Raw genomic sequence first — 21,735 nt, 5'->3', positions numbered from 1 at the left:
CCGCAGTTCAGACACCACGTACCGGCTGCACTTCTGCATAGGGCATGATCATCTGCCCGTCCGGTGCGGCGGTGAAGGTCGTCTGGGTCGGATAGGCAAATTCCAGCCCGGCATCGTTGAACCGCTGCAATATGGCGAGGCCAACCTTGTGCCGCACCTGATAGATCGAATCCCAGTCCGGCAGATACACGTCGAATTCGACTTCGAAATCCAGGCTGGATGCGCCGAAATTGACAAAGCCGGATCGGACGAAATTACCACCATGGGCTTCGACGATCTCCTTGAGAATGTCGGGGATCTGCGCGGCGAGTTGAGGCGGGGTCTGGTAGATGACGCCGATGGCAAATTTGATGCGGCGGTGATCCAGCGTGAAATAGCTGGTGATTTCCTTCTGCAACAGATTGGCGTTGGACATCACTTTCTTTTCGCCCGTGATGGCGCGCATCCGCGTGGATTTCAGGCCGATCTTTTCGACCGTCGCGGTTGTGGTGTCATAGGTGATGGTCTCGCCCCGACGAAACGGCTTGTCGAAAATGATCGACAGCGCGGCGAACAGGTCGGAAAAAATCCCCTGCGCGGCCAGACCAATGGCGATGCCGCCAATGCCCAGACCCGCGACCAGGCCGGTCACATTGACACCCAGATTGTCCAGCACGACGATGGTGGCGATCGCGAACAGGGCGAATGTCACCAGAACGCGGATCAGGCCCATCGCATTGGCCAGTGTTTCGCCCTGACCATCCTCTGCCAGCGTCTTGCGCTCGATCAGCCCCAATATGATTTCCCGCGCCCAGATCGCGCCCTGCAACACGGCGGCGATGGTGAACAGGAAGGCGATGGTCTTGAACAGCGCGGCGGGCGGATCGGCATAGCCAGCGACCAGCTTGGCCGCGACCATCAGCATGAAGAAATGGGTGGTGCGCGCCACAGCACGGCCCAGCACATTGGTATAGCCAAGCGGGTCGCCAAAGTCGCCGCGCCACCTTTTGCCGAACTGGCGCAGGGCGGTCAGCGCGAGATAGATGAGAATGCCTGCGCCAATGGCGATGGCGATCTGGACATAATGGACCGACAGCCATTCGCTGGTCGATCGCCACATCTCGACAAGATCGGGGGTATGCACTTTTACGGCGGCGGGTTCAGTCGTGTTGGCCATGTCGGTCCTGTTAGCGTTTATCCGGCAAGCGTGTCGAGAAATGCGATGAGTCCGCGCTCTTCGCGAGACAAATAGCGTGTGCGGCGCGGCAGGCGAAGCCCGGCGCGCCATTCATCCTGTCCATCCTTGCACAATTCCAGCAGCGCAGGGTGGACATAGCTTTTGCGGCTGATCGCTGGCGTATTGCCGAGTGCGGCGGCCACTGGCTCCAACAGAGCTTTCATCGACACCGGCCCTGCGGCCAAAGTGGCAAAGGCAATGGTCGATGCGCCCCAGGTGCGGAAATGCTTGGCGGTGAAGGCACCGCCCATGGCCTGCGCAATATAGGCGTTCACATCGCTCGACGTGATCGGGCGGGCATCGCCATCCTCATCCAGATATTGGAAGAGATGCTGGCCGGGCAAATCCTGCACATTCCGCACGAAGCGCACCAGCCGCCTGTCGGTCAGCGTCACCAGATGCTGCTTGCCCGACTTGGCGCGATAGCGCAGCGTCAGCGCCTTGCCGGTCAGGTCGACATGACGGCGGCGCAGCGTCGTCGCGCCGAAACTCTTGTTAGTAGTGGCATAATATTCATTACCCACGCGCAACCGGCCCAGATCCAGCAGCCGCACGACCGCGGCGATGGTCCGCTCCTTGCGCAATCCGCGCCGCGACAGGTCCGCCTCCATTTGCGCCCGCAATTTCGGCAGAGCGCGACCGAACGCGGCGCAGCCTTCATATTTTTGTGCGTCCCGCCCGGCGCGGAATTCCGGGTGATAGCGATATTGCTTACGACCCCGCTCGTCATGCCCCGTCGCCAATATATGCCCATGGGGCATCGGGCAGAACCAGCAGTCGCGATAGGCGGGGGGCAGGGCGATGGCATTCAACCGATCAATCTCTTCGCGATCGGCAATGCGGCATCCGTCGGGCTGATAATAGCCCCAGCCATTTTTGAGAGCGCGTCGCGAAATGCCGGGGATGCTGTCATCCACATGGATGAGGGGTTGGCTGGCCATATTTTCCTTCTCATGGCCAAAAACCCACCTTTCATCGCTTCGTTCCGCAACGTGTCGGGCCGTGGTCCGTTTGCCTGTTTCCATACAGGTGCAAGGAGAAGCCCCATGCCCGCCATTAATAACAGCCGCATCCTCATCATCGCGACCGACGGGTTCGAGCAGTCCGAATTGTTCGACCCCCGCGACGCCCTGATCGAGGCGGGAGCCAGCGTGACCCTCGCTTCGCCCGATCTCGATCCGATCCAGGGCATGAAGCATGATGAAAAGGGCGACACCATAACCCCCGACATCCGCCTCGATGCCGTCAGGATGGAGGAATATGACGCTCTGCTACTGCCCGGCGGCGTCGCCAATCCCGACACGCTGCGCACCAATGCGACGGCGGTGTCGGCGGTGCGCGCCTTCGTGACCGCGGGAAAGCCGGTCGCGGCCATCTGTCACGGCCCATGGCTGCTGGTGGAGGCTGACGTCGTCAACGGACGGACGGTCACGTCCTGGCCATCGGTGCGTACGGACCTGCGCAACGCGGGTGCCGAGGTCGTCGATCATGCGGTCGTGGTGGACGGCAATATCATCACCAGCCGTAAGCCCGACGACATTCCCGCCTTTGTTGAAGCCTTGATCAAGGCCGTTGTGGAAACCGAAGCCGTTACGGCCTGACCCGCAACCCGCCGCCCACCCGCCACGGGATCGGGCGGCGGCGCAGCGTCGACACATGCGCCAGCGCCAGCGTCGCGCAGACGATGGCGGCGGGCAAGGCTACCGGCATAGCGGCAGGTAGCAGAACAGCCGTGACTGCCGCCGCAACCAGTCCGGTCAGCGCCAGTCCCAACGCATGTGCCTCCCCATCGGGACCGCGCAACCAGAATAGACACGCGCTGATGCCGGTCATGAAGCCGATCATGTAACGGATCGCTTCCCCCGCAGCGCCAAGGCCGACCATCACCAGCAGCACAAGCACCGCGCCAGCCGAGCGCCGCGACAGCCCCGCCAATATGTGGGTGCAGACCGGATATATCAGCAATTCGCACAGCGACGCGGCGACCAGGATCGCCTGCGCCCGCGCGCCATCGCCTGCGATCAGAGCCACCGTCGCTGCCGCTGCCCATGGGATCAGCCGCGCCGGCGCCATGCGGATATGGCTTATCCAGTTGCTCCAGCCGTTGCGCATGGCCCATCGCCGGTCTGCCAGCCTTAGCTGAAACCCGCCGATGATGAACAGGGCTTCCACCCCCCATGGCATAAGGCTGGGGGCAATCAGTGGCGACGCCAGCAGCAGGCCCAGCAACAACCCAAGGACCAGCCCCAATGCGCGCAGCTCGCCGCTCATGCCAGCGCCCCGCGCGGCCGGTTCATCGCCGCGTTCAGATCCGCTCGCGCTGCGGCCTTGCGCCTCCGGGTCAGATAGGTGTCGAGGCCGATCTGGAGCGCCAGCATCATGAAGATGAAGGGTTGATAGGCGATGCCCACGAACAGCGATCCGACCATGTAGACGATATGCCCCTGTTGCAGCGCCAGCGCGAACGGCGCGATCCAGGCTTCGTCCGGTCCCGCCCGCTTGCGATACAGGCGGCGGATCATTTCGGTGCGGATGAAACAGATGCCGTGGATCAACGCCCAGAGCAGGAAGCCGAAATAGCCCTGCTCGCCCAGCATCTCGAAATAGGCGCTGTGATAGGCACGGCCCTTGTCGGTCACCAGCCGCCGTTCGATCCGCTTCGTGTCGCCGTCACCCACTTCGCTCTGGGCGAAATAGGTAAAGCTGTTCTGCAGGTAATTGTCGAAGCCGCCGCCGCCCGGATGGGTTTTCACATAATCGAGCGTCCACATCCACACCGCCACGCGGGTCGATGCGCTCTCGTCGCCCTGATGATTCTCGATCGTCTGCATCCGCTGGGTGAAACTGGCGGGCAGGAAGGGGATGGATATGAGCGCCGCCAGCAGCATCAGCGGCCCATAGACGAAGCGGCGCGGCGAACGCACCAGCATCAATCCCGCCAGGATGACGATGCAGACCAGGCCCGTACGCGCTTCGGTGCCGATCGGCATCAGCATGCAGGCCAGGCACAGGCAGTAGCAAAAGGCTTTCACCCGCCAGTCGTCCGGCGCGAATATGGTGCCATGTCTGGACAGCCAAAGGATCAGCGGGATCAGCGAAATGGCGACGCAGCTGATGATCGATCCTTCATACAGGCCGCTATTATTCTCGACCATCAGGTTCAGCACGCCATAGCCACCCCCCGACAGCGCGGTTTTCATGCCGCCATTGATGATGATGGTGCTGGCGCACAGGATCATGAAAACGGTCATCGCCTCGATTCGCAGGCGCGTGCGCAGGGTGAGCGGCAGGAAGATGCCCGCAATGATCGCCTTCCACACCCAGTTCCATTTGGTCATCGCCTCGACCGGGAAATCGGCGGTCACGGTGGTATAGCCGCACCAGAGCAGCAGGATCAGCAGCAGCGCCTGCCGCGCGGAAAAGCGGCAATCCTTCTTGTCGTCGACGACCAGCCAGGCGCCCACCATCGCGGCGAAGGCAATGGCGGAGATCGGGATCGAATTGAGCAGGAAATAGGACAGGCGCTGGGGCGAGACGATGTCGATATAGGCGTAGACGGCGACCAGCAGAAACGGGCGCTTCAGCCCCATCAGGAAAAAGACGCCCAGAAAGGCGACGAAGAACAGGTCACGCATCGCGCGCGCCCTCCTCTGCTGGCGGATCGCGATCCAGATCCGCGCGCGGCAACAGCCGCCACGCGGCGAGCAGGATCACGCCATGGCTGATCAGCAGGGACAGGGTGTCGATCATTGCGTCTTGGTGGTTCCACTGGCTACCGCTCCTCCCTAACGCGACACAGTTGACGGGCCGTTAAACCTTTTGCGCCTAAGTATATGGGCTATGACCCATATTCTTCATGTGCTGGATCACAGCCTGCCGCTGCACAGTGGCTACACCTTCCGCACGCGCGCCATCCTGCGCGCGCAGATGGCCAGGGGTTGGGAGGTGCGCGGCATAACCGGACATCGCCACAGCGCATCAGGCCCACTGGAGGAACTGGTCGACGGCCTTCACTTCCACCGCACCCCCGGCAAGCCCGCAACGGGTAATCCCGTGCTGCGCGAGTGGCGCGACATCGCCGCCCATGCCGACGCGATCGAGGCGCTGGTGCAGCAGTGGCGGCCGGACATCATCCACGCCCATTCGCCTGTACTCAACGCCATCGCCGCGCAGCGCGTGGCCAAACGCCACGCCATTCCCCTGGTCTATGAAATCCGGGCTTTCTGGGAAGATGCAGCGGTCGGCAACGGCACCGGGACGGAGGGCAGTCCGCGTTACTGGCTCACCCGCCAGCTCGAAACGCATGCGGTGCGCAATGCCGATGCGGTCGCGGTCATCTGCGAAGGTCTGCGCGCCGATCTGGCCACGCGCGGGATTGATCCGGCCAAGATCATCGTGTCGCCCAATGGCGTTGATATGGACCAGTTCGGTACGCCCGTGCCACGCGACCCCGCGCTCACCGCGCAACTCGGTCTTGAAGGGGCCGACGTCGTCGGCTTCATCGGCAGCTTCTATGATTATGAAGGGCTGGACGATCTGATCGCAGCCATGCCGCGACTCGTCCGCGCCCGGCCCAGGGCCAAGCTGCTGCTGGTTGGCGGCGGCCCGCGCGAACAGGCGCTGCGCGATCAGGCGCTCGCTTCGCCCTTTGCCGACCATATCGTCTTTGTGGGCCGGGTGCCGCACGATCAGGTCGAACATTATTACGCCCAGATCGACATATTGGCCTATCCGCGCAAGGCGATGCGGCTGACGGATCTCGTAACGCCATTGAAGCCGCTCGAAGCCATGGCGCAAGGTCAACTGGTCGCCGCCTCCAGCGTTGGCGGCCATCGTGAACTTATAGAGGATGGCGTCACCGGAACCTTGTTCCCGCCCGACGATCCGGCAGGCATGGCCGCCGCGCTGGCGGGCCTGTTTGCCGATCGCGGCATCTGGGAAGAACGGCGCGCGGTTGCCCGCGCCTTTGTCGAGCGTGAGCGTAACTGGTCGTCAAACATTTTGCGTTACGAACCTGTTTACCAGCGGCTGCTGGCGCGTCCCGCCCGGACGCGCGCGGCCGCCTGAGGCAAGGTTGGACAATCGAAGTGGCCATCAGGGCAGCACGGACAAGAGGGATCGCCATCATGGCGCTGGTCGGCCTGGCCGCAGCGCTGCTGGTGTTGTGGATTCCGGTCGGGCTGATCGAAATGGTCGTGGCGTCGAGCGGCCTGTCGGAAACCTTGCCCGCTGCCGCCCCGCCGCTGGGACTGAAAGCCCGGCTGCTGCTGGCCGGTTTTACCGCGCTGATGGCTGTGGGCTTTGTGGGAATGATGCGTCGGCAGGACCGGCAGGCTGAACAGGAAGGACGCATGGTGCGCGTCCAGGGAGCAAGAAAAATGGGTTTCGCTTTTTCAAAACTGACCGCGCTGGCGCGGGGACGTATTGCCCCAGTCGATGACGCCACGCCATCGCTGCGTCGCGCCGATGCCCATCCCGATGCACCTGCCCGCGCGCCCATTTTTGCGAGTCGCGATTTCAACGGCCTCGACATTTTCGGCCGTCCCGATGCATTGCGCAGGCCGTTGGCGACGCGCGCCGAACCTGAACAGGATGCTGTCGTCCCGTCCGATGGTCTGGACATGCCCAGTGCGCCCTTGCCGATGGCCGATGAAGACCTGCCCCAGCCGACCTTTCAACGCCTGGCCGCCCCGGCCGTCGAGCCGGATGTCGCCAAGGAAGCATCGCAGGATACCGCGCCGGTCATGCCCGCGCGGCTTGATCCCATCCCGACCCAGGGCTTGTCGATCACCGAATTGACCCAGCGGCTGGAGCGGGGCCTTGCCCTGCGGAGCCGCGGGCCGGCGGCGGATGCCGGCACGGTGCGGGTTATCGCCGATATGCCGGTTGCGCCCGCCGTGCCGGTGCGGGACATGGTGGCGCAGGATGCCGACGATGCCCTGCGCGCGGCCCTGGGCGCGTTGCGCAGCATGGCTGGCCAGGGGCGTTAAGCCCCTACCAGTCCTCGATCGTCAGCGCCGACAGTTCCACCCACCATTCATCGGCTTCCTGTTGCGAATCGTCGATTGTGATGTCGGCGACGAAATGGCCCGGAACCTGCCATTCCGCGCTCTCTATGCCCTCGGCAAAGGAGCGGAAGCGCGTCGCCGCTCTGGCGCCGGACAGGCGTAGAGTGACGATGTGGCGGCGTCCTTCGAACAGGGCGCTCGCCCAGGGGCGACTCACCGCACGCTCGATCATCGTCGGCGCGCCCGCCCGTTTGAGCAGCTGCTCCAGCAGCCGCGGCAGGGGATCGCGATGGGATTTTCCTATCGGTTTGTTTTGGACCAGATTCTTAATGCCAAATCCATGATGCACGCTTGTCATTGGCTGATGCTCCTGCGATATGTGTTCATGAAATGTTCTACTCGTCTCCTTACGCGGTCGCCCGGCTCGCGCCCCTGGCGCAGGTCGAAAACCAGCCGTGGATCGCGCGTGCTGGCGCGGCCAAAGGTGGTTGGCGGCATGTCATGTTGGCGAAGGAATCGTTCGATCGCATGCAACAGCATCGGCTTCTTTCTCCTCTTTCGGTCCGACTCACCCGCTGCAAGTCGGTAGGCATATTCCTATCTCTAAGCCATTTTCCTACTTGTCTAGGAAAATTCCTATCATTATGGATTGGATATGGATGAATCGCAGAACGCCCGGATTGCGCTGGATCGGCTAATTGCCGAACGGGGGGAAAATTATGCCGATCTGTCCCGGCTGATCGGTCGCAACCCTGCCTATATCCAGCAGTTCATCAAACGTGGCACGCCGCGTAAACTGGATGAAGCGGATCGGCATGTGCTGGCCCGCTATTTCGGCGTCGCTGAACAGATGTTGGGTGGCAACGCCGCGCCGGTGACGGTCCCCGCCCGCACGCGCGGCATGCCCGCCGTCGTGGCAGTGCCGCGCCTGGCGCTGGGCGCGTCGGCAGGCGTCGGCACGCTGGACGAAGATGAGCGCACAGCCGGTGTGATGGCGTTCGACGCGCATTGGCTGCGTCATCTGGGGGTGCGGCCGCAGCGCGTTTCGATCATCCGGGTCGATGGCGAATCGATGGCGCCCACGCTCAGCGATGGCGATGACATCATGGTCGATCATGATGATGACGCCACCCGGTTGCGCGATGGCGTCTATGTCTTGCGGCTCGACGGTGTGCTGATGGTCAAGCGGATCGCGATGGGGCCGTTGCGCGGGCGCTTCAGCGTCGTCAGCGACAATCTCCATTATCCCGACTGGACTGACATTGATCCGGCGCTGGTGGATATTGTCGGTCGCGTCGTCTGGACTGGCAGGCGTCTGGTCTAGCGCGGGCAGCCTACCTATCTTGGCGCCAAAGGAGTCCTGATTTGAACGACAATGGCGCGGTGATCCGCAAGGGCGTCGAATGGCGCGGTGCAAAGCTGGCGCTGGCGACGGTGGTATCGACCTGGGGGTCCGCGCCGCGCCCGCGCGGCAGCCATATGATCGTGCATCAGGATGGCCGCTTTGAAGGCAGCATTTCCGGCGGCTGCGTCGAAAGCGATGTGCTGCACCGCGCTGCCGAGGTCATCGCCGGGCGCGCCGCCCATGTCGCCACCTATGGCGTGGCCGATGGTGATGCCTGGGACGTCGGTTTGCCCTGCGGCGGCGAAATCGCGGTGCTGATCCAGCCGGTGGGCGCAGACGGTTTTGCGCCCGACCTGTTCGACCGGATCGAGGCCGCCAGCGCGCGGGGCCGGGCGCTGACTTTGGCGACCGACCTTGCGACCGGAATCACCCGCGAACAGGCGGGCGAGGGCGATTTCCTCAACCGCTATGACCCGCCGCGCCGCCTGCTGATCGTCGGCGCGGTCCAGATCGCGCAGTCGCTGGTGCCGCTGGCGCAGGCGATCGGCGTGACGCCGGTGGTGATCGACCCGCGCGGGCGGTTCCTGACGGCCGAGCGTTTCCCCGGCGTCGAACTGGACGATCGCTGGCCCGACGAAGCCATCACCGCCCGCTTCCCCGGCGAATCGACCGCCATTGTGACGCTCAGCCACGACATCAAGATTGACGATCCGGCGCTGGAAGCGGCGCTCCGCGCACCGACCGGCTATGTCGCGGCGCTCGGATCGCGCAAGAGCCACGCCGCGCGGCTGGAACGGTTGGCGGCACAGGGGTTTGATGCAGGCGATCTGGCGCGCATTGACGGTCCGGCGGGGCTGGACATCGGTGCCATCGGCGCGGCGGAAATCGCGCTGTCGATTACCGCTGGCATGGTCGCGGGCTTCAACGCGCGCCGATGAAACAGAATGCCCCCTGCCGCAAGGGATGGGGCAGGGGGCATATCCCTCAAGCTGTCGGGCACAAAGGACGTCGCGCCCTAGCAAGCTGACCGTACAGATCAATCATAATATATAATCAATCGGTAACTTTATGTCCCATATTGAAATTTTACAATAGTATTATTACTCGCCCTAGCAGCATTTTCCGCCATTTTTGCCGCCATATCGCGCTTCCTGCCGATCGCGAAAAAACTGCGTCCGGTCCATCACCGGCTGGTCGGGATGGTGGGTCAGCATGTGGCGCAGATAGGCGTCATAGTCGGGCATGCCGACCATCAGCCGCGCGGTCTGTCGCAACAGGCTCAAAAATCCGCTCATTCCGCAGGTACCAGTTGTGCCGGAATTTCGCGCGCCGTCGGCGCCGCGATTCGCCGCGCGGCGATGCAGGTGCGGATGGTGAAGAACAGCAGCGCCAGCACCACCGCCAGGAACAGCGCGACCAGCGCCGCATCGACCCGGTCATTGAAGATGATTCGCTGCATTTCCGGCATCGATTTGGCCGGGGCCAGCACTTCGCCCGCCTGCGCCGCTGCGCTGAACTTGGCGGCATGGGCCAGGAAACCGACCTTGGCGTCAGCGGAAAATAGCTTCAGCCACCCCGCCGACAGGGTGCAGACCAGCAGCCAGGCGGTCGGGATCATCGTGACCCAGGCGAACCGGTCGCGCTTCATGCGGAACAGCACCACCGTCCCCAGCATCAGCGCGATGGCGGCCAGCATCTGATTGGAAATGCCGAACACCGGCCAGAGCGTATTCACCCCGCCCAGCGGATCGGTGACCCCCTGATACAGGAAGAAGCCCCAGGCAGCGACCGTCAGCGCGGTGGCGAGGATGCCGGGGACCATGCTCTTGCTTTCCTTGAAGCTCGGCGCCGCCAGCGCGATCAGATCCTGCAACATGAAGCGCCCGGCGCGGGTGCCTGCGTCCACGGCGGTCAGGATGAACAGCGCCTCGAACAATATCGCGAAATGATACCAAAAGGCCTTCATCGCCGGACCGCCGACGACATGGCTGAATATCTCCGCCATGGCCACGGCCAGCGTCGGCGCGCCGCCCGCGCGGCTGATGATGCTATGTTCGCCGACATCCTTTGCCGTCTGGGTGATCAGGTCGGGCGAGATCGGAAAGCCCATCGCTGTCACGGCGGCGGAGGCGCTGGCGGCGTTGGTGCCGATCAGCGCTGCCGGGCTGTTCATCGTGAAATAGATGCCGGGGTCCAGGATCGACGCGCCCACCAGCGCCATGATCGCCACAAAGGCTTCCATCAGCATCGCGCCATAGCCGATCATCGGCGCATGCCCTTCGCTGGCGATCAGCTTGGGCGTCGTGCCACTGGAAATCAGCGCATGGAAACCCGATACCGCGCCGCAGGCGATGGTGATGAACAGGAAGGGGAAAAGGCCGCCTGACCAGACCGGCCCGCCGCCCTCCACAAACTGCGTCAGCGCTGGCATCTTCAGCGGCGGCGCCATGATGACGATGCCGACCGCCAGCGCCGCGATCGCCCCGATCTTGAGGAAGGTGGACAGATAGTCGCGTGGCGCCAGCAACAGCCACACCGGCAATATGGAAGCGACCGCACCATAGCCGATCAATATCCAGCAGAGCGTCAGCGGCGTGAAGGTGAAGATCGGCCCCCAGAAGGGCGACGCTGCCACCGACTGGCCATAGACGATCGCAGCCAGCAGCCCGACCAGCCCCAGCAGCGACACTTCGCCGATCCGCCCCGGCCTGATCCAGCGTGTATAGGCGCCCATCATCATGGCCAGCGGCACGGTCGCCGCGACCGTGAACATGCCCCAGGGACTTTCCGCCAGCGCCTTGACCACGATCAGCGCCAGCACCGCCAGAATGATGACCATGATCATGAACGCGCCGAACAGGGCGATCGTCCCGGCCCATTGGCCCATTTCCATGCGGATCAACTCGCCCAGCGATTTGCCGTCGCGGCGCATCGACACGAACAGGATCATGAAATCCTGCACAGCCCCTGCCAGCACGACGCCGACGATGATCCATAATGTGCCGGGCAGATAGCCCATCTGCGCCGCGAGCACCGGTCCGACCAGCGGTCCCGCGCCCGCAATCGCTGCGAAATGATGACCGAACAGGACCGTGCGGTCGGTCGCGACATAGTCCAGCCCATCGGCGCGGCGCAGCGCCGGGGTAGGCCGCGAAGGATCGAGCCGCATCACCTTGCTGGCGATGAACAGCGCATAATAGCGATAGGCGACCAGAAAGCAGCTGACCGCCGCGACGACGATCCACAGCGCATTGACGGCTTCGCCCCGCGACACTGCGACGACGCTCAGCGCCACCGCGCCGATCACGGCCATCGCTATCCAGGGAAGATGCCGGGTCATCATGCTCTCTCACGCTCGTCTGCAGGAAAAGACGACAGTAGGGCGCTGGACCGGAAAGACAATCTTTCGCTAACGCCGCCGGGTAAAGGGCCAGTCGATGACATGGGCCGCCCACAGCGCCCACCAGATGATGACCGGCTGCAACGCCAGGCGCGGAGCATGATAGGCCCAGCCCAGATGCACGCCGCCAATGGCTATATCATGGACAGCATGGTTGATATTGGCGGGCCAGACGCACAGCGCATAGAGCGCCAGGCCGATCCCCGCCGCCCTGCGCAACGCCGGCACCATCAATCCGGCGGCTCCTGCCAGTTCAGCCAGTCCCGTCAGGAAAATCACCGTGGCGGGGAAGGGCACCCAGCCCGGCGTGATCGCGATGAAGCCGCCGGGCGACCGCAAATGCGCGATCCCCGCGACCATATAGGCCAGCGCCAGCACCCATCGCGCGATCCGCCGGGGGCGGCTTTCACTCACCGCTTGCGGACAAATTCGGCGCGCAGCACCAGACCCTTGATCCCGTCAAACTTGCAGTCGATTTCCTGCGCATCGCCCGTCAGCCGGATCGACTTGATCAGCGTGCCGCGCTTCAGCGTCTGGCCAGCGCCCTTGACTGTCAGATCCTTGATCAACGTCACCTGATCGCCGTCGGCCAGCAGATTGCCGACCGAATCGCGCACTTCGACACTGTTCGGCTCACTGTCGGCCTGCTTCACATCGGCGGCGCTGATCCATTCGCCGGTCGCTTCGTCATAGACATATTCATCGTCGGCCATGGTCATGCGCTCCTGTTCGTTGCGCCGTCCATAGGCGCTCGCGCCATCAAGCGCCAGCGATCAGCCGATCGTCACGGCTTCCAGCACCGCCGCGCGCAGTTCGGGAATGCCCATGCCCTTCTCGCTGGACGTGGCGATGATGTCGGGATGGGCGGCGGGACGCTTGCGGATTGCTTGCGCGGTCTGCTCGGTCACGGCGGCCAGTTCGCTCGCCTTGATCTTGTCCGCCTTGGTCAGGATAATGCGATAGCTCACCGCTGCGCCGTCCAGCATGTCCAGCATGTCGGTATCGACGTCCTTGATGCCATGGCGGCTGTCGATCAGCACCAGCGCGCGCTTGAGCGCGGCCCGCCCGCGCAGATAGTCGTTCACCAGGAACTTCCATTTGCGCACCACATCCTTGGGTGCCTTCGCATAGCCATAGCCGGGCATGTCGACCAGGCGGAAGCGCAGCGGATCGCCCACGTCAAAGAAGTTCAGTTCCTGCGTTCGCCCCGGCGTATTGGATGTCCGCGCCAGATTGTTGCGGTTGGTCAGGGCGTTGAGCAGCGATGACTTGCCGACATTGGACCGGCCGGCAAAGGCGACCTCATTGACCGCCATGTCGGGCAGAAATTCCAGCGTCGGCGCGGACTTCAGGAAGGTGATCGGCCCGGAAAAGGTCTTGCGCGCTTCTTCGATCAGGTCAGGGGATTCCATGTCGTTCACCTTTCAAATCCTCCCCCACAGGGGGAGGGGGACCGCGCCCGAAGGGCGTGGTGGAGGGGTGTCACCCGCGCGATAGGGGGACACCCCTCCGTCCGGCCTGCGGCCAGCCACCTCCCCTTGCAGGGGAGGATGATACTTACTTCGCGACTGCCGTGCTCAGCACGGGGTGGCGGCGGTACAGCCACCATTGCTGGGCCATCGACAGGCAGTTGTTGGTGATCCAGTACACCAGCAGGCCAGCCGCGAACGGGGCCATGATGAACATCATCATCCACGGCATGATCGAGAAGATCTGCTGCTGCATCGGGTCCATCTGCGCGGGGTTCAGCTTGAACTGGAAATACATGCTGATGCCCAGCAGCAGCGCCAGCACGCCGATCCCCAGGAAGGATGGCGGGGTGAAGGGCAGCAGGCCGAACAGGTTCAGGATATGCAGCGGATCGGGCGCGGACAAATCCTTGATCCACAGCACGAACGGCTGATGCCGCATTTCAATCGTCAGCATCAACACCTTGTAGAGCGCGAAGAAGATCGGAATCTGGATGAAGATGGGCAGGCACCCGGCCAGCGGGTTGACCTTCTCCGTCTTGTACAGCGCCATCATCTCCTGCTGGAGACGCGGCTTGTCGTCCTTATACTTCTCCTGCAGCGCCTTCATCTTGGGCTGCACCGCGCGCATCGCCGCCATGCTGGCGAACTGGCGCTGGGCGACCGGGAACATCAGGCCGCGCACCACGAAGGTCAGGCAGATGATCGCCACGCCGAAATTGCCCAGCGTCTCGAACAGCCAGTGCAGCAGGGCAAAAATCGGCTGCTCGAACCAATAGAACCAGCCCCAGTCGATCGCACGGTCGAACAGCTTGACGCCACCACGCTCATAGGCCTGGAGCGTCTTGACCTCCTTGGCCCCGACGAACAGGCGCAGCGTCTGCGTGACCGACTTGCCGGGCGCCAGCATGGTCGAATCAAGCGCGACGTCGGCCTGATATTGGGTGCCAGCACCCTTGCGGAACTGGGCTGCGACATCGGCATCCTTGCCAGGCACCAGCGCCGACAGCCAATATTTGTCGGTAAAGCCGATCCAGCCGCCCTTGGACTGGAAATCGCGGGTGGACGGACCTTCGTCGAGATCCTTGTAATTCACGTCATAATTGGCCGCGTCGTTGAACACGCCCATCGGGCCGATATGGATGGTCCAGGTATCGGGGTCCTTGGGGATGCTGCTGCGGCTGATATAGCCATAGGGCTTTACGCCGACCGGACCGGCGCCGCTGTTCGACACTTTCTGCGCGGCGGTGATCATGTAATTTTCATCGACGCTCAGGCGAATCTCGAACGTCTGGCCAACGCCATTATTCCAGGTCAGGGTAACGGGGCTGGTCGGGGTCAGTTCGCTGCCCTGCGCGGTCCAGACCGTATCCTTGTTCGGCGTTTTAAGCCCTTCGCCCTGCCATCCGAAACCGGCGAAATAGGCGTCCTGCGTACCGGCGGGCGAATAGAGGCGGACGTCGGGCGAATCCTTGGCGATGGTTTCCTTGTAGGTGGGCAGCACGATGTCATCGATGCGCGCACCTTTCAGGTTGATCGACCCGTCCAGCTTGGGCGTGCGGATGGGAATGCGCGGGCTTTCCTTCAGCACCACGGCGCGATCGCGAATCGCGGTCACGCTGTCTGCGGCCGGGTCCGCCGCTGGGTTGGCGACAGGCGTCGTCTTGCCACCTTCGATCTTCGTCGCGGGTGGATTGGCCGCCGGAAAGAAATAGGTGGACACATAAGGCCAGCCGAACAGGATCGCAGCGGTCAGCAGCACCGCCAGAATGATATTCTTCTTGTCGTCCACGTTGTTCGGCTCCGCCGTCTTATATCTGTGTCAGGGGACCGGGTCGTAGCCCGAACCGCCCCATGGGTGGCATCGCATTAGCCGCTTCCCTGCCAGCCAGCTACCCTTGATCGCGCCATATTTGCGCACGGCCTGGATCGCATATTCCGAACAGGATGGGGCATAGCGGCAGGAAGGGGGCAGGATGCGCGAAGGGCCGATCTGCCAGAAGCGCGCGATCAGGATGAGCAGGCGGGCCATCATGCGCCGACTTTGCCTTTCCCCCGGCCATGACCGGCCCGCGCGCCATGGCGCGGCGGCGCATCACCGGCCTGCGGCGCGCGCGCAATCTTGCGCAGCGCCTTTTCCAGCTCGGTGCGCAGCAAGGCGAAATCGCGTTCCTTGCCGCCATCGCGGCCAATCAGCACATGGTCGGCACCGGCATAGCCATGCAGCGGCAGCAATTCCCGTGCGAGAACGCGAAAGCGGCGCTTCATCCGGTTACGGATGACGGCGCCGCCAATCTTTTTCGTGACCGTGATGCCGAATCGCATCGCCGGATCGCCATCGTCGCGGTCGCGCACCAGCAGGACGAATCCCGGCATGGGTGCGCGCTTGCCGCGATTGGCCGCCAGGAAATCGGCCCGCTTGCCCATGATGGCAGGCGCAGCCGAAGGCGGCCCTTCGATCAGGCGCTCAGGCTCTTGCGGCCGCGCGCACGACGGGCGCGGATGATGTTGCGGCCGCCGGGGGTCGCCATGCGGGCGCGATAACCGTGACGGCGCTTCCGAACCAGATTGCTCGGCTGAAAAGTGCGCTTCATCGTTCATTCCTCAAAAAACAACTAGAGAATCGGGTGTGACAAAAAAGGGCCGCCAAAGCAGCGGCCGCATGGTCAGGGGGCGTCCGATAGGCAAATGGGGGTGGGAAGTCAATGGGGCGAAGCCCGATCTTGCCGAACCGAAATCCTCCCCTGCAAGGGGAGGGGGACCGCTGGCGTAGCCAGTGGTGGAGGGGTATCACCCTCTCGATAGCGCGACACCCCTCCGTCTGGCCTACGGCCATCCACCTCCCCTTAAAGGGGAGGATGGCCCATTACTTCCCCCGCGCCGCCGCCACGCCGCTCTTCAGCGCGTCGAAACCGACCGCGCCATTCAACACCTGGTCGCCGATGACGAAGGTTGGCGTGCCACTCGCCTGCAATTTCTGGGCGAGCGCGATGTTGGACTGGATTTCGGCGTCATATTTGTTCGACGCCATCGCCGCTTCCGCGTCCGCCTTGCTGATCCCGGCCTTCGCCGCTGCCGCGACGATCGTGTCGCGCGTCACTTTGCCAGCGCCATAGAGCGCCTTGTGATAGGCCATATATTGACCGCGCTCGGCCGCCAGCAGCGATACTTTGGCCGCGTCGCTGCTTTCTTCTGACAGGATGGGCAGTTCGCGATAGACGATCTTCACCTTGGCGTCCGACCCCACCAGCTTGGCAAGATCTGGCAGCGATGCGCGGCAATAGCCGCAGGCATAGTCGAAAAATTCGACCACGGTGACATCGGCATTGGCCGCGCCTTCCCACGCCCCGGCATAGGGTTTTTCCAGCGCCATGCGATTATCCGCAATCGTGCTGGACATGCGTTTCGCCTGCAATCTTTCGATTGCCTGCGGGATGATTTCGGGATGCTCCAATATATAGTCATGAACGATCTTTTCGATCGCGCTCTTGTCCGTGGCGGTAACGGCGGCGGGGGCCTGCACGGCCAGAGCGGTCCCGGCGGCTGCCGCGATAAAGGCGAAAGCGCCAAGGGTCATCTGGATCATCCTGTTGGAAATGGCCGTGCGGAATGTCGGCCGGTTGTGCTGCGTCATTTTATCGTTTCTTCCGCTGCTGCTCGATCGCGGCGCGCGATACCATCGCGATATCCTGCGCCCGCAGATAGTCAACCGTGCCCGGCTTCAACCCCTGCATCGCCGCATCCGCACTGCGCAGCGCCATCGGATGCTGGTCCATCATCGCGTATCGCTCCGCCGTCGCCAGCGCCGCGCGTGGCGTATCGCCCCGCCGTTCATAAACGACGCCCAACTGATACCAGGCAAAGGGATTTTCCCGATCGCGGGCCACCGCCAGCCGCAACACCTGCTCGGCCTCGGCAAAATTCGCCTCATCCTCGGTTGCGATCAGCGCATGGGCCAGCAGCACGGAAATCAGCGGCTGGTTGGTCAGCCGCACCGCTTCGCGCAGCGGTGCAATCGCGTCCTTGGGGCGGCCGCTTTCCAGCAATATCTGGCCTTTCAGCTCCAGAAAATAGGGATCGTCCGGCATCGCCGCCAGCAATGCGTCGGCTTCATGGAGCGCGCGTTGCGGATAGGCGCTTTTGTGCCAGGCATAGGCCCTGGCATAATGCGCCGGGATCGACTGGTCGCTTTCGGGATATTTGATCAGGGTCTGGGTGGGTTCCGACACGAAGCCGACCAGCTTGGCCCTGATCCGCTCGAACCGTGCCTCCAGCGCCTTGTCGACCGGCTTGTCCCACGCCGGATCGACCGTGTAGACCTCGCGCAGCACATTGATGCGTTCCCCTGACAGGGGATGGGTGCGGCCATAGCTGTTATCCTGCGGTATCGCGAGGCGATATTCCTGATTTTGCAGCTTCTTGAAAAATTCCAGGCTTCCCCGGCCACTGATGCCCGCCGTGCTCAGATAACGCGCGCCCGCCAGATCGGCGGAGCTTTCCTGACCGCGCGAAAAGGCCAGGAATTTGGACATCGCCGCCTGCTGGCCGAGGCCCATAATCCCCATGCCCGCTTCCGCGCCGCCCGCTGCGATGGCGGCCGCCCCCAGCACCAGGCTGAGCAAAGTCACGCCGGTCGCTTCGCGAATCCCTTCGCCAAAGCGGACGATATGGCCGCCTTCTATATGGCCCAGTTCATGCGCCACCACGCCCTGTAACTGGTTCACATTGTCGGCCTGCGCGATCAGCCCGCTATGCACCCACACATATTGGCCGCCAGCGACGAAGGCGTTGATTTCGGGATCGTTGATGACCAGCACCTGGACATTGCGCGGGGCCATGCCCGCCGCCTTGACGAGCGGCGCGGACATGTCTGCCATGAACGCCTCTGTCTCGGCATCGCGCAAGATGCTCTGCGCCAGCGCCGGGCGCGCCATCAGCATGAACACGCCCAGCAGAAGGGCAAGCCATCGGATCAATCGGACCATCACGCGCCGCCCATGCCATGCAGGCCATGAACCGCCGGTGAAGCGGCGCGCCAAACGAAAAACGCCGCTGCCGACCGGGCATGACCGGATAAGCAGCGGCGCTTGTTCATGGGCGAGCGATCCGGCTTTTATTGGCCGAACGTACGCTGCCACCAGCCGCGACGCGGCGTGCCATCGTCATTGACGCCTTCGGATTCGCTTTCCGCCGCGACAGGCTCGGCGGCCGGCGCTTCCTCGGCCGGAGCCGGTGCCTCGACGGCAGGCGCGGCCGCTTCGGCTTCCGCTGCGACATCGGCCTTCTTGCGACGGGTGCGCTTGGGCTTGGCAGGGGCTTCTTCGGCAACCGGCGCCGCGGCCGCGGCCGCTTCCGCCGCAGCGGCATCAGCCTCGATCTGCGCCTTGGTGCGCCGACCACGGCGGGGCTTGGCTGGCGCCTTCTCGGCAACGACCTCTACCGGGGCTTCGGCTGCAACCTCGGCGGGCGCGTCCTCGGCGACGGCTTCGGTCGCCGGCGCGCTGTCGGCCTTGGGCTTGCGGGCGCGGGGACGACGACGGGTCTTGGGCGCTGCCTCGGCGGGCGCTTCCTCGACCGCAGCCTCTTGGGCCACAGCGTCTTCGGCGACAGATGCGTCCTCGGTCACCGCCTCGGTAGTTTCCGCGTTCGCATCGGTTGCCGCTTCACCGCCTTCACGACGACGGCGACCGCCACGGCGACCACGGCGGCCACGACGACGGGCAGCGCCTTCTTCCTCGGCTTCGACGGGAGTGACGGTGGCTTCCGCCTCGCCATCACTATCCTCGTCCGCTTCATCGGCGCCCGCTTCCTGTGCCTCACCGGCATCGTCCGCAGCTTCGCCCTCGACGCGATTTTCATCGCGCTGGCCGCCACGACGGCGACGGCGGCGACGGCGACGGCGGTTGCCATCGCGATCCTCGCCCCGGTCGCCCCGTTCGGAACGGTCGCGCTCGGCGGCGGCCTCTTCCTCTTCCTCGGCTTGCGGCTCTTCTTCTTCCTCTTCTTCCTCGATCAGGTCGAGTTCGTCGTCATCCTGATCCATCGGCGCATAGGTCACGACGCGTTCGGGGCGCGGGCCGCTCGGCTCGACCGACATGCGTGCGCCCTCCACCTCGCCATCGGGCAGGACGATGATGCTGACGCCGTAGCGCTGCTCGATCTCGTCCAGTTCGCGACGCTTGTTGTTGAGGACGTAGAAGGCGGCTTCCTGGCTGGCGCGCAGCGTGATGATGCTGCCGCGACCCCGCGCTGCTTCCTCTTCCAGCATGCGCAGCGCGGACAGGCCTGCCGACGATGCGGTGCGGACCAGGCCGGTGCCTTCGCAATGCGGGCACTGGCGGGTCGATGCTTCCAGCACGCCGGTGCGCAGGCGCTGGCGGCTCATTTCCATCAGGCCAAAGCCCGAAATCCGGCCGACCTGAATGCGCGCGCGATCGTCCTTCAGCGCTTCCTTCATCGCCTTCTCGACCTTGCGGATGTTGGAGTTCACCTCCATGTCGATGAAGTCGATGACGACCAGGCCCGCCATGTCGCGCAGGCGCAACTGACGCGCAATCTCGCGCGCCGCTTCCAGATTGGTCGCAACGGCGGTCTGCTCGATGCCATGCTCGCGGGTCGACCGGCCGGAGTTGATGTCGATCGACACCAGAGCTTCGGTCGGGTTGATGACCAGATAGCCGCCGGATTTCAGCTGCACCACCGGGTTGTACATGGCGGCCAGCTGATCCTCGACACCGGCGCGCTGGAACAGCGATACCGGGTCGGCATAGCCCTTCACCTTGCGCGCATGGCTGGGCATCAGCAGGCGCATGAAGTCCTTGGCGGCCTTATATCCATGCTCGCCCTCGACAATGACTTCCTCAATATCCTTGTTGTAGATATCGCGGATCGCCCGCTTGATCAGGTCGCTGTCATTGTGGATCAGCGCCGGAGCGGCCGACTTCATCGTATTTTCGCGGATTTCGTCCCACAGCCGGGCGAGATAGTCGAAGTCGCGCTTGATCTCGACCTTGGTGCGCTGAAGGCCGGCAGTCCGCACGATGCAGCCCATCGACGAAGGCAGCGCCATGTCGGCGATGATCGACTTCAACCGCTTGCGGTCCGCCGCATTGCTGATCTTGCGCGAAATGCCGCCGCCATGCGACGTGTTGGGCATCAGCACGCAGTAACGACCGGCCAGCGACAGATAGCTGGTCAGCGCTGCGCCCTTGTTGCCGCGCTCTTCCTTGACGACCTGGACCAGCAGCACCTGGCGGCGCTTGATGACGTCCTGAATCTTGTAGCGGCGGCGCAGCGCCATCCGCTTGCGGCGCAGTTCGTCGGCGGCATCGTCGCCACCCCGGCTACGGCCACGCCCGCGACCATTGCCGCGCCCGCCCTCGCCTTCGGCCTGTTCGCCGCTCTCCTGCTCGTCATGCGCATCGTCATCATCATGATGATGGGTCGCCTCGACGGTTTCGACGCTGCCGCCTTCGCCGTCCTCGTCATCCTCATCGTCCAGATCGGCGCGCAGCGCAGCCTCTTCCTCGGCATGGGCGCGTTCTTCGCGCAACAGCGCTTCGCGGTCCTCACGCGGGATCTGATAATAGTCGGGATGAATTTCGCTGAAAGCGAGGAAGCCGTGGCGGTTGCCGCCATAATCGACGAAGGCGGCCTGCAACGAGGGCTCGACCCGCGTTACCTTGGCCAGATAGATATTGCCCTTGAGCTGCTTGTGCTCAGCGGACTCGAAGTCGAATTCCTCGATCCGGTTACCCTTGACGACCGCGACACGGGTTTCTTCCCGGTGGCGCGCATCGATCAGCATACGCATTGTCATGTAATAGTCTCCGGCGTGGACGGGCTGCGGCACTTGGCCGCGCCGCCACGCGATAGTGAAGGGACGGCCGCGTGCGCGCCGAAAGGGGCGCAGGTTGCGACATCGTCCAGGTTTGAAGGAAATATTGCGCGTCTGCTGCGTCGGCAGGGCCGGACAATTCGCCGGGCCGGACCATCCACGCCGCATCGCCCGTTACCGGGGCAAGCGTGGAATGGAATTCATGCCTCATGCAGCGTCAACCTGTTACTGGCATCCTGTGGCGCGCAGGGTGCGCGCCGATGCCGCTCTTGTTTCCCCGCATCGCCACCGTGAAACAGGCTAGTCTTGCGGGAATATGAATGGGTAGCAGTCAAAGACCCACGGGGCAACGGCTGCCTGAAATATTATGTCGTGTTCGCGTCTGTTCAAAAATGGGCGGAGCAAAGCCCGTTCCAAACCAGCACCCGTATCGCCGCTCGTGCTGAAAATCCCGTTAACC

The 21,735-nt window shown here is 63.7% G+C and carries 24 protein-coding genes; 5 read left to right on the top strand and 19 right to left on the bottom strand.

The features are described from left to right. Positions 1 to 7: 7 nt before the first annotated feature. Together SX1_RS14375 and SX1_RS14370 are read right to left on the bottom strand one after the other, a co-directional pair. Positions 8 to 1,156 carry a mechanosensitive ion channel family protein gene (locus SX1_RS14375; protein ID WP_019053542.1) on the bottom strand — a complete coding sequence of 383 codons (1,149 nt, stop codon included), beginning with the start codon at positions 1,154 to 1,156 and terminating at the stop codon, positions 8 to 10. Between the two features lie 17 nt (positions 1,157 to 1,173). Next, complete coding sequence (locus SX1_RS14370; RefSeq protein ID WP_026002104.1) at positions 1,174 to 2,157, bottom strand: DNA topoisomerase IB; 984 nt, start codon at positions 2,155 to 2,157, stop codon at positions 1,174 to 1,176. 105 nt (positions 2,158 to 2,262) lie between these two features. Here SX1_RS14370 and SX1_RS14365 point away from each other — a divergent pair, with 105 nt between their 5' ends. Continuing rightward, positions 2,263 to 2,817: a type 1 glutamine amidotransferase domain-containing protein gene (locus SX1_RS14365; RefSeq protein WP_019053541.1), complete on the top strand. Its 555-nt coding sequence runs from the start codon at positions 2,263 to 2,265 to the stop codon at positions 2,815 to 2,817. Here SX1_RS14365 and SX1_RS14360 read toward each other — a convergent pair. The 3 genes from SX1_RS14360 to SX1_RS24845 are packed head-to-tail and all read right to left on the bottom strand — an operon-like array spanning position 2,807 to position 4,966. Beyond that, positions 2,807 to 3,487 carry a hypothetical protein gene (locus SX1_RS14360; protein WP_019053540.1) on the bottom strand — a complete coding sequence of 227 codons (681 nt, stop codon included), beginning with the start codon at positions 3,485 to 3,487 and terminating at the stop codon, positions 2,807 to 2,809. The two genes, SX1_RS14365 and SX1_RS14360, sit on opposite strands and share 11 nt — an antisense overlap. Further along, a complete protein-coding gene (locus SX1_RS14355) occupies positions 3,484 to 4,851 on the bottom strand; it encodes a putative O-glycosylation ligase, exosortase A system-associated (protein ID WP_019053539.1) in 1,368 nt (455 codons plus the stop codon). The genes SX1_RS14360 and SX1_RS14355 overlap by 4 nt, the downstream gene beginning before the upstream one ends. Next, positions 4,844 to 4,966 (bottom strand): hypothetical protein, encoded by a 123-nt coding sequence (locus SX1_RS24845; RefSeq protein ID WP_019053538.1) that lies wholly within the window; start codon positions 4,964 to 4,966, stop codon positions 4,844 to 4,846. The genes SX1_RS14355 and SX1_RS24845 overlap by 8 nt, the downstream gene beginning before the upstream one ends. A 90-nt stretch (positions 4,967 to 5,056) precedes the next feature. On the opposite strand from SX1_RS24845, the gene SX1_RS14345 reads away from it, so the two are divergent. Both SX1_RS14345 and SX1_RS14340 read left to right on the top strand, forming a co-directional pair. After that, positions 5,057 to 6,283, top strand: a complete 1,227-nt coding sequence (locus SX1_RS14345; RefSeq protein WP_019053537.1) for a TIGR04063 family PEP-CTERM/XrtA system glycosyltransferase — start codon at positions 5,057 to 5,059, stop codon at positions 6,281 to 6,283. A gap of 59 nt (positions 6,284 to 6,342) precedes the next feature. Next, on the top strand, positions 6,343 to 7,206 hold the full coding sequence (locus SX1_RS14340; protein ID WP_019053536.1) for a hypothetical protein: 864 nt from the start codon (positions 6,343 to 6,345) through the stop codon (positions 7,204 to 7,206). 4 nt (positions 7,207 to 7,210) lie between these two features. Here SX1_RS14340 and SX1_RS14335 read toward each other — a convergent pair whose 3' ends face one another. Together SX1_RS14335 and SX1_RS23825 are read right to left on the bottom strand one after the other, a co-directional pair. After that, a complete protein-coding gene (locus SX1_RS14335; protein ID WP_019053535.1) occupies positions 7,211 to 7,582 on the bottom strand; it encodes a hypothetical protein in 372 nt (123 codons plus the stop codon). Beyond that, a complete protein-coding gene (locus SX1_RS23825) occupies positions 7,579 to 7,764 on the bottom strand; it encodes a hypothetical protein (RefSeq protein WP_026002103.1) in 186 nt (61 codons plus the stop codon). The genes SX1_RS14335 and SX1_RS23825 overlap by 4 nt, the downstream gene beginning before the upstream one ends. Positions 7,765 to 7,879: 115 nt before the next feature. Here SX1_RS23825 and SX1_RS14325 point away from each other — a divergent pair, with 115 nt between their 5' ends. Beyond that, positions 7,880 to 8,548 (top strand): S24 family peptidase, encoded by a 669-nt coding sequence (locus tag SX1_RS14325; protein WP_019053534.1) that lies wholly within the window; start codon positions 7,880 to 7,882, stop codon positions 8,546 to 8,548. Positions 8,549 to 8,589: 41 nt separating this feature from the next. Next, positions 8,590 to 9,507 carry an XdhC family protein gene (locus tag SX1_RS14320; protein WP_019053533.1) on the top strand — a complete coding sequence of 306 codons (918 nt, stop codon included), beginning with the start codon at positions 8,590 to 8,592 and terminating at the stop codon, positions 9,505 to 9,507. A 171-nt stretch (positions 9,508 to 9,678) separates the two neighbouring features. On the opposite strand, the gene SX1_RS22685 is transcribed toward SX1_RS14320, so the two are convergent. From SX1_RS22685 to SX1_RS14255, 12 genes are all read right to left on the bottom strand, one after another. Beyond that, positions 9,679 to 9,864, bottom strand: a complete 186-nt coding sequence (locus SX1_RS22685) for a YbdD/YjiX family protein (protein ID WP_019053532.1) — start codon at positions 9,862 to 9,864, stop codon at positions 9,679 to 9,681. Further along, on the bottom strand, positions 9,861 to 11,909 hold the full coding sequence (locus tag SX1_RS14310; protein ID WP_026149783.1) for a carbon starvation CstA family protein: 2,049 nt from the start codon (positions 11,907 to 11,909) through the stop codon (positions 9,861 to 9,863). The genes SX1_RS22685 and SX1_RS14310 overlap by 4 nt, the downstream gene beginning before the upstream one ends. 69 nt (positions 11,910 to 11,978) lie before the next feature. Continuing rightward, a complete protein-coding gene (locus SX1_RS14305; RefSeq protein WP_019053530.1) occupies positions 11,979 to 12,383 on the bottom strand; it encodes a DoxX family protein in 405 nt (134 codons plus the stop codon). Next, a complete protein-coding gene (locus tag SX1_RS14300; protein WP_026002101.1) occupies positions 12,380 to 12,682 on the bottom strand; it encodes an alkylphosphonate utilization protein in 303 nt (100 codons plus the stop codon). The genes SX1_RS14305 and SX1_RS14300 overlap by 4 nt, the downstream gene beginning before the upstream one ends. 60 nt (positions 12,683 to 12,742) lie before the next feature. After that, positions 12,743 to 13,381, bottom strand: a complete 639-nt coding sequence (yihA, locus tag SX1_RS14295) for a ribosome biogenesis GTP-binding protein YihA/YsxC (RefSeq protein ID WP_019053529.1) — start codon at positions 13,379 to 13,381, stop codon at positions 12,743 to 12,745. 145 nt (positions 13,382 to 13,526) lie between these two features. Then, positions 13,527 to 15,230 carry a membrane protein insertase YidC gene (yidC, locus tag SX1_RS14290; protein ID WP_019053528.1) on the bottom strand — a complete coding sequence of 568 codons (1,704 nt, stop codon included), beginning with the start codon at positions 15,228 to 15,230 and terminating at the stop codon, positions 13,527 to 13,529. A 30-nt stretch (positions 15,231 to 15,260) separates the two neighbouring features. Beyond that, a complete protein-coding gene (yidD, locus tag SX1_RS14285) occupies positions 15,261 to 15,473 on the bottom strand; it encodes a membrane protein insertion efficiency factor YidD (protein WP_017181459.1) in 213 nt (70 codons plus the stop codon). Further along, on the bottom strand, positions 15,470 to 15,865 hold the full coding sequence (gene rnpA / locus SX1_RS14280; protein ID WP_026149781.1) for a ribonuclease P protein component: 396 nt from the start codon (positions 15,863 to 15,865) through the stop codon (positions 15,470 to 15,472). Before rnpA ends, yidD begins: the two co-directional genes overlap by 4 nt. 32 nt (positions 15,866 to 15,897) lie before the next feature. Then, positions 15,898 to 16,032, bottom strand: a complete 135-nt coding sequence (gene rpmH, locus SX1_RS14275; RefSeq protein ID WP_006959075.1) for a 50S ribosomal protein L34 — start codon at positions 16,030 to 16,032, stop codon at positions 15,898 to 15,900. Between the two features lie 272 nt (positions 16,033 to 16,304). Next, complete coding sequence (locus SX1_RS14270; protein WP_052310913.1) at positions 16,305 to 17,072, bottom strand: DsbA family protein; 768 nt, start codon at positions 17,070 to 17,072, stop codon at positions 16,305 to 16,307. A gap of 1 nt (position 17,073) precedes the next feature. Next, positions 17,074 to 18,423 (bottom strand): M48 family metalloprotease, encoded by a 1,350-nt coding sequence (locus SX1_RS14265; RefSeq protein WP_026149779.1) that lies wholly within the window; start codon positions 18,421 to 18,423, stop codon positions 17,074 to 17,076. Between the two features lie 128 nt (positions 18,424 to 18,551). Then, positions 18,552 to 21,245 (bottom strand): Rne/Rng family ribonuclease, encoded by a 2,694-nt coding sequence (locus SX1_RS14255; protein WP_019053524.1) that lies wholly within the window; start codon positions 21,243 to 21,245, stop codon positions 18,552 to 18,554. Positions 21,246 to 21,735 lie beyond the last annotated feature (490 nt).

It is taken from the genome of Sphingobium xenophagum NBRC 107872 (assembly GCF_000367345.1).
GTDB lineage: Bacteria > Pseudomonadota > Alphaproteobacteria > Sphingomonadales > Sphingomonadaceae > Sphingobium > Sphingobium xenophagum.
Note: the sequence above shows the minus strand (reverse complement) of the source record. Positions and strands in the feature narration are given on the sequence as shown.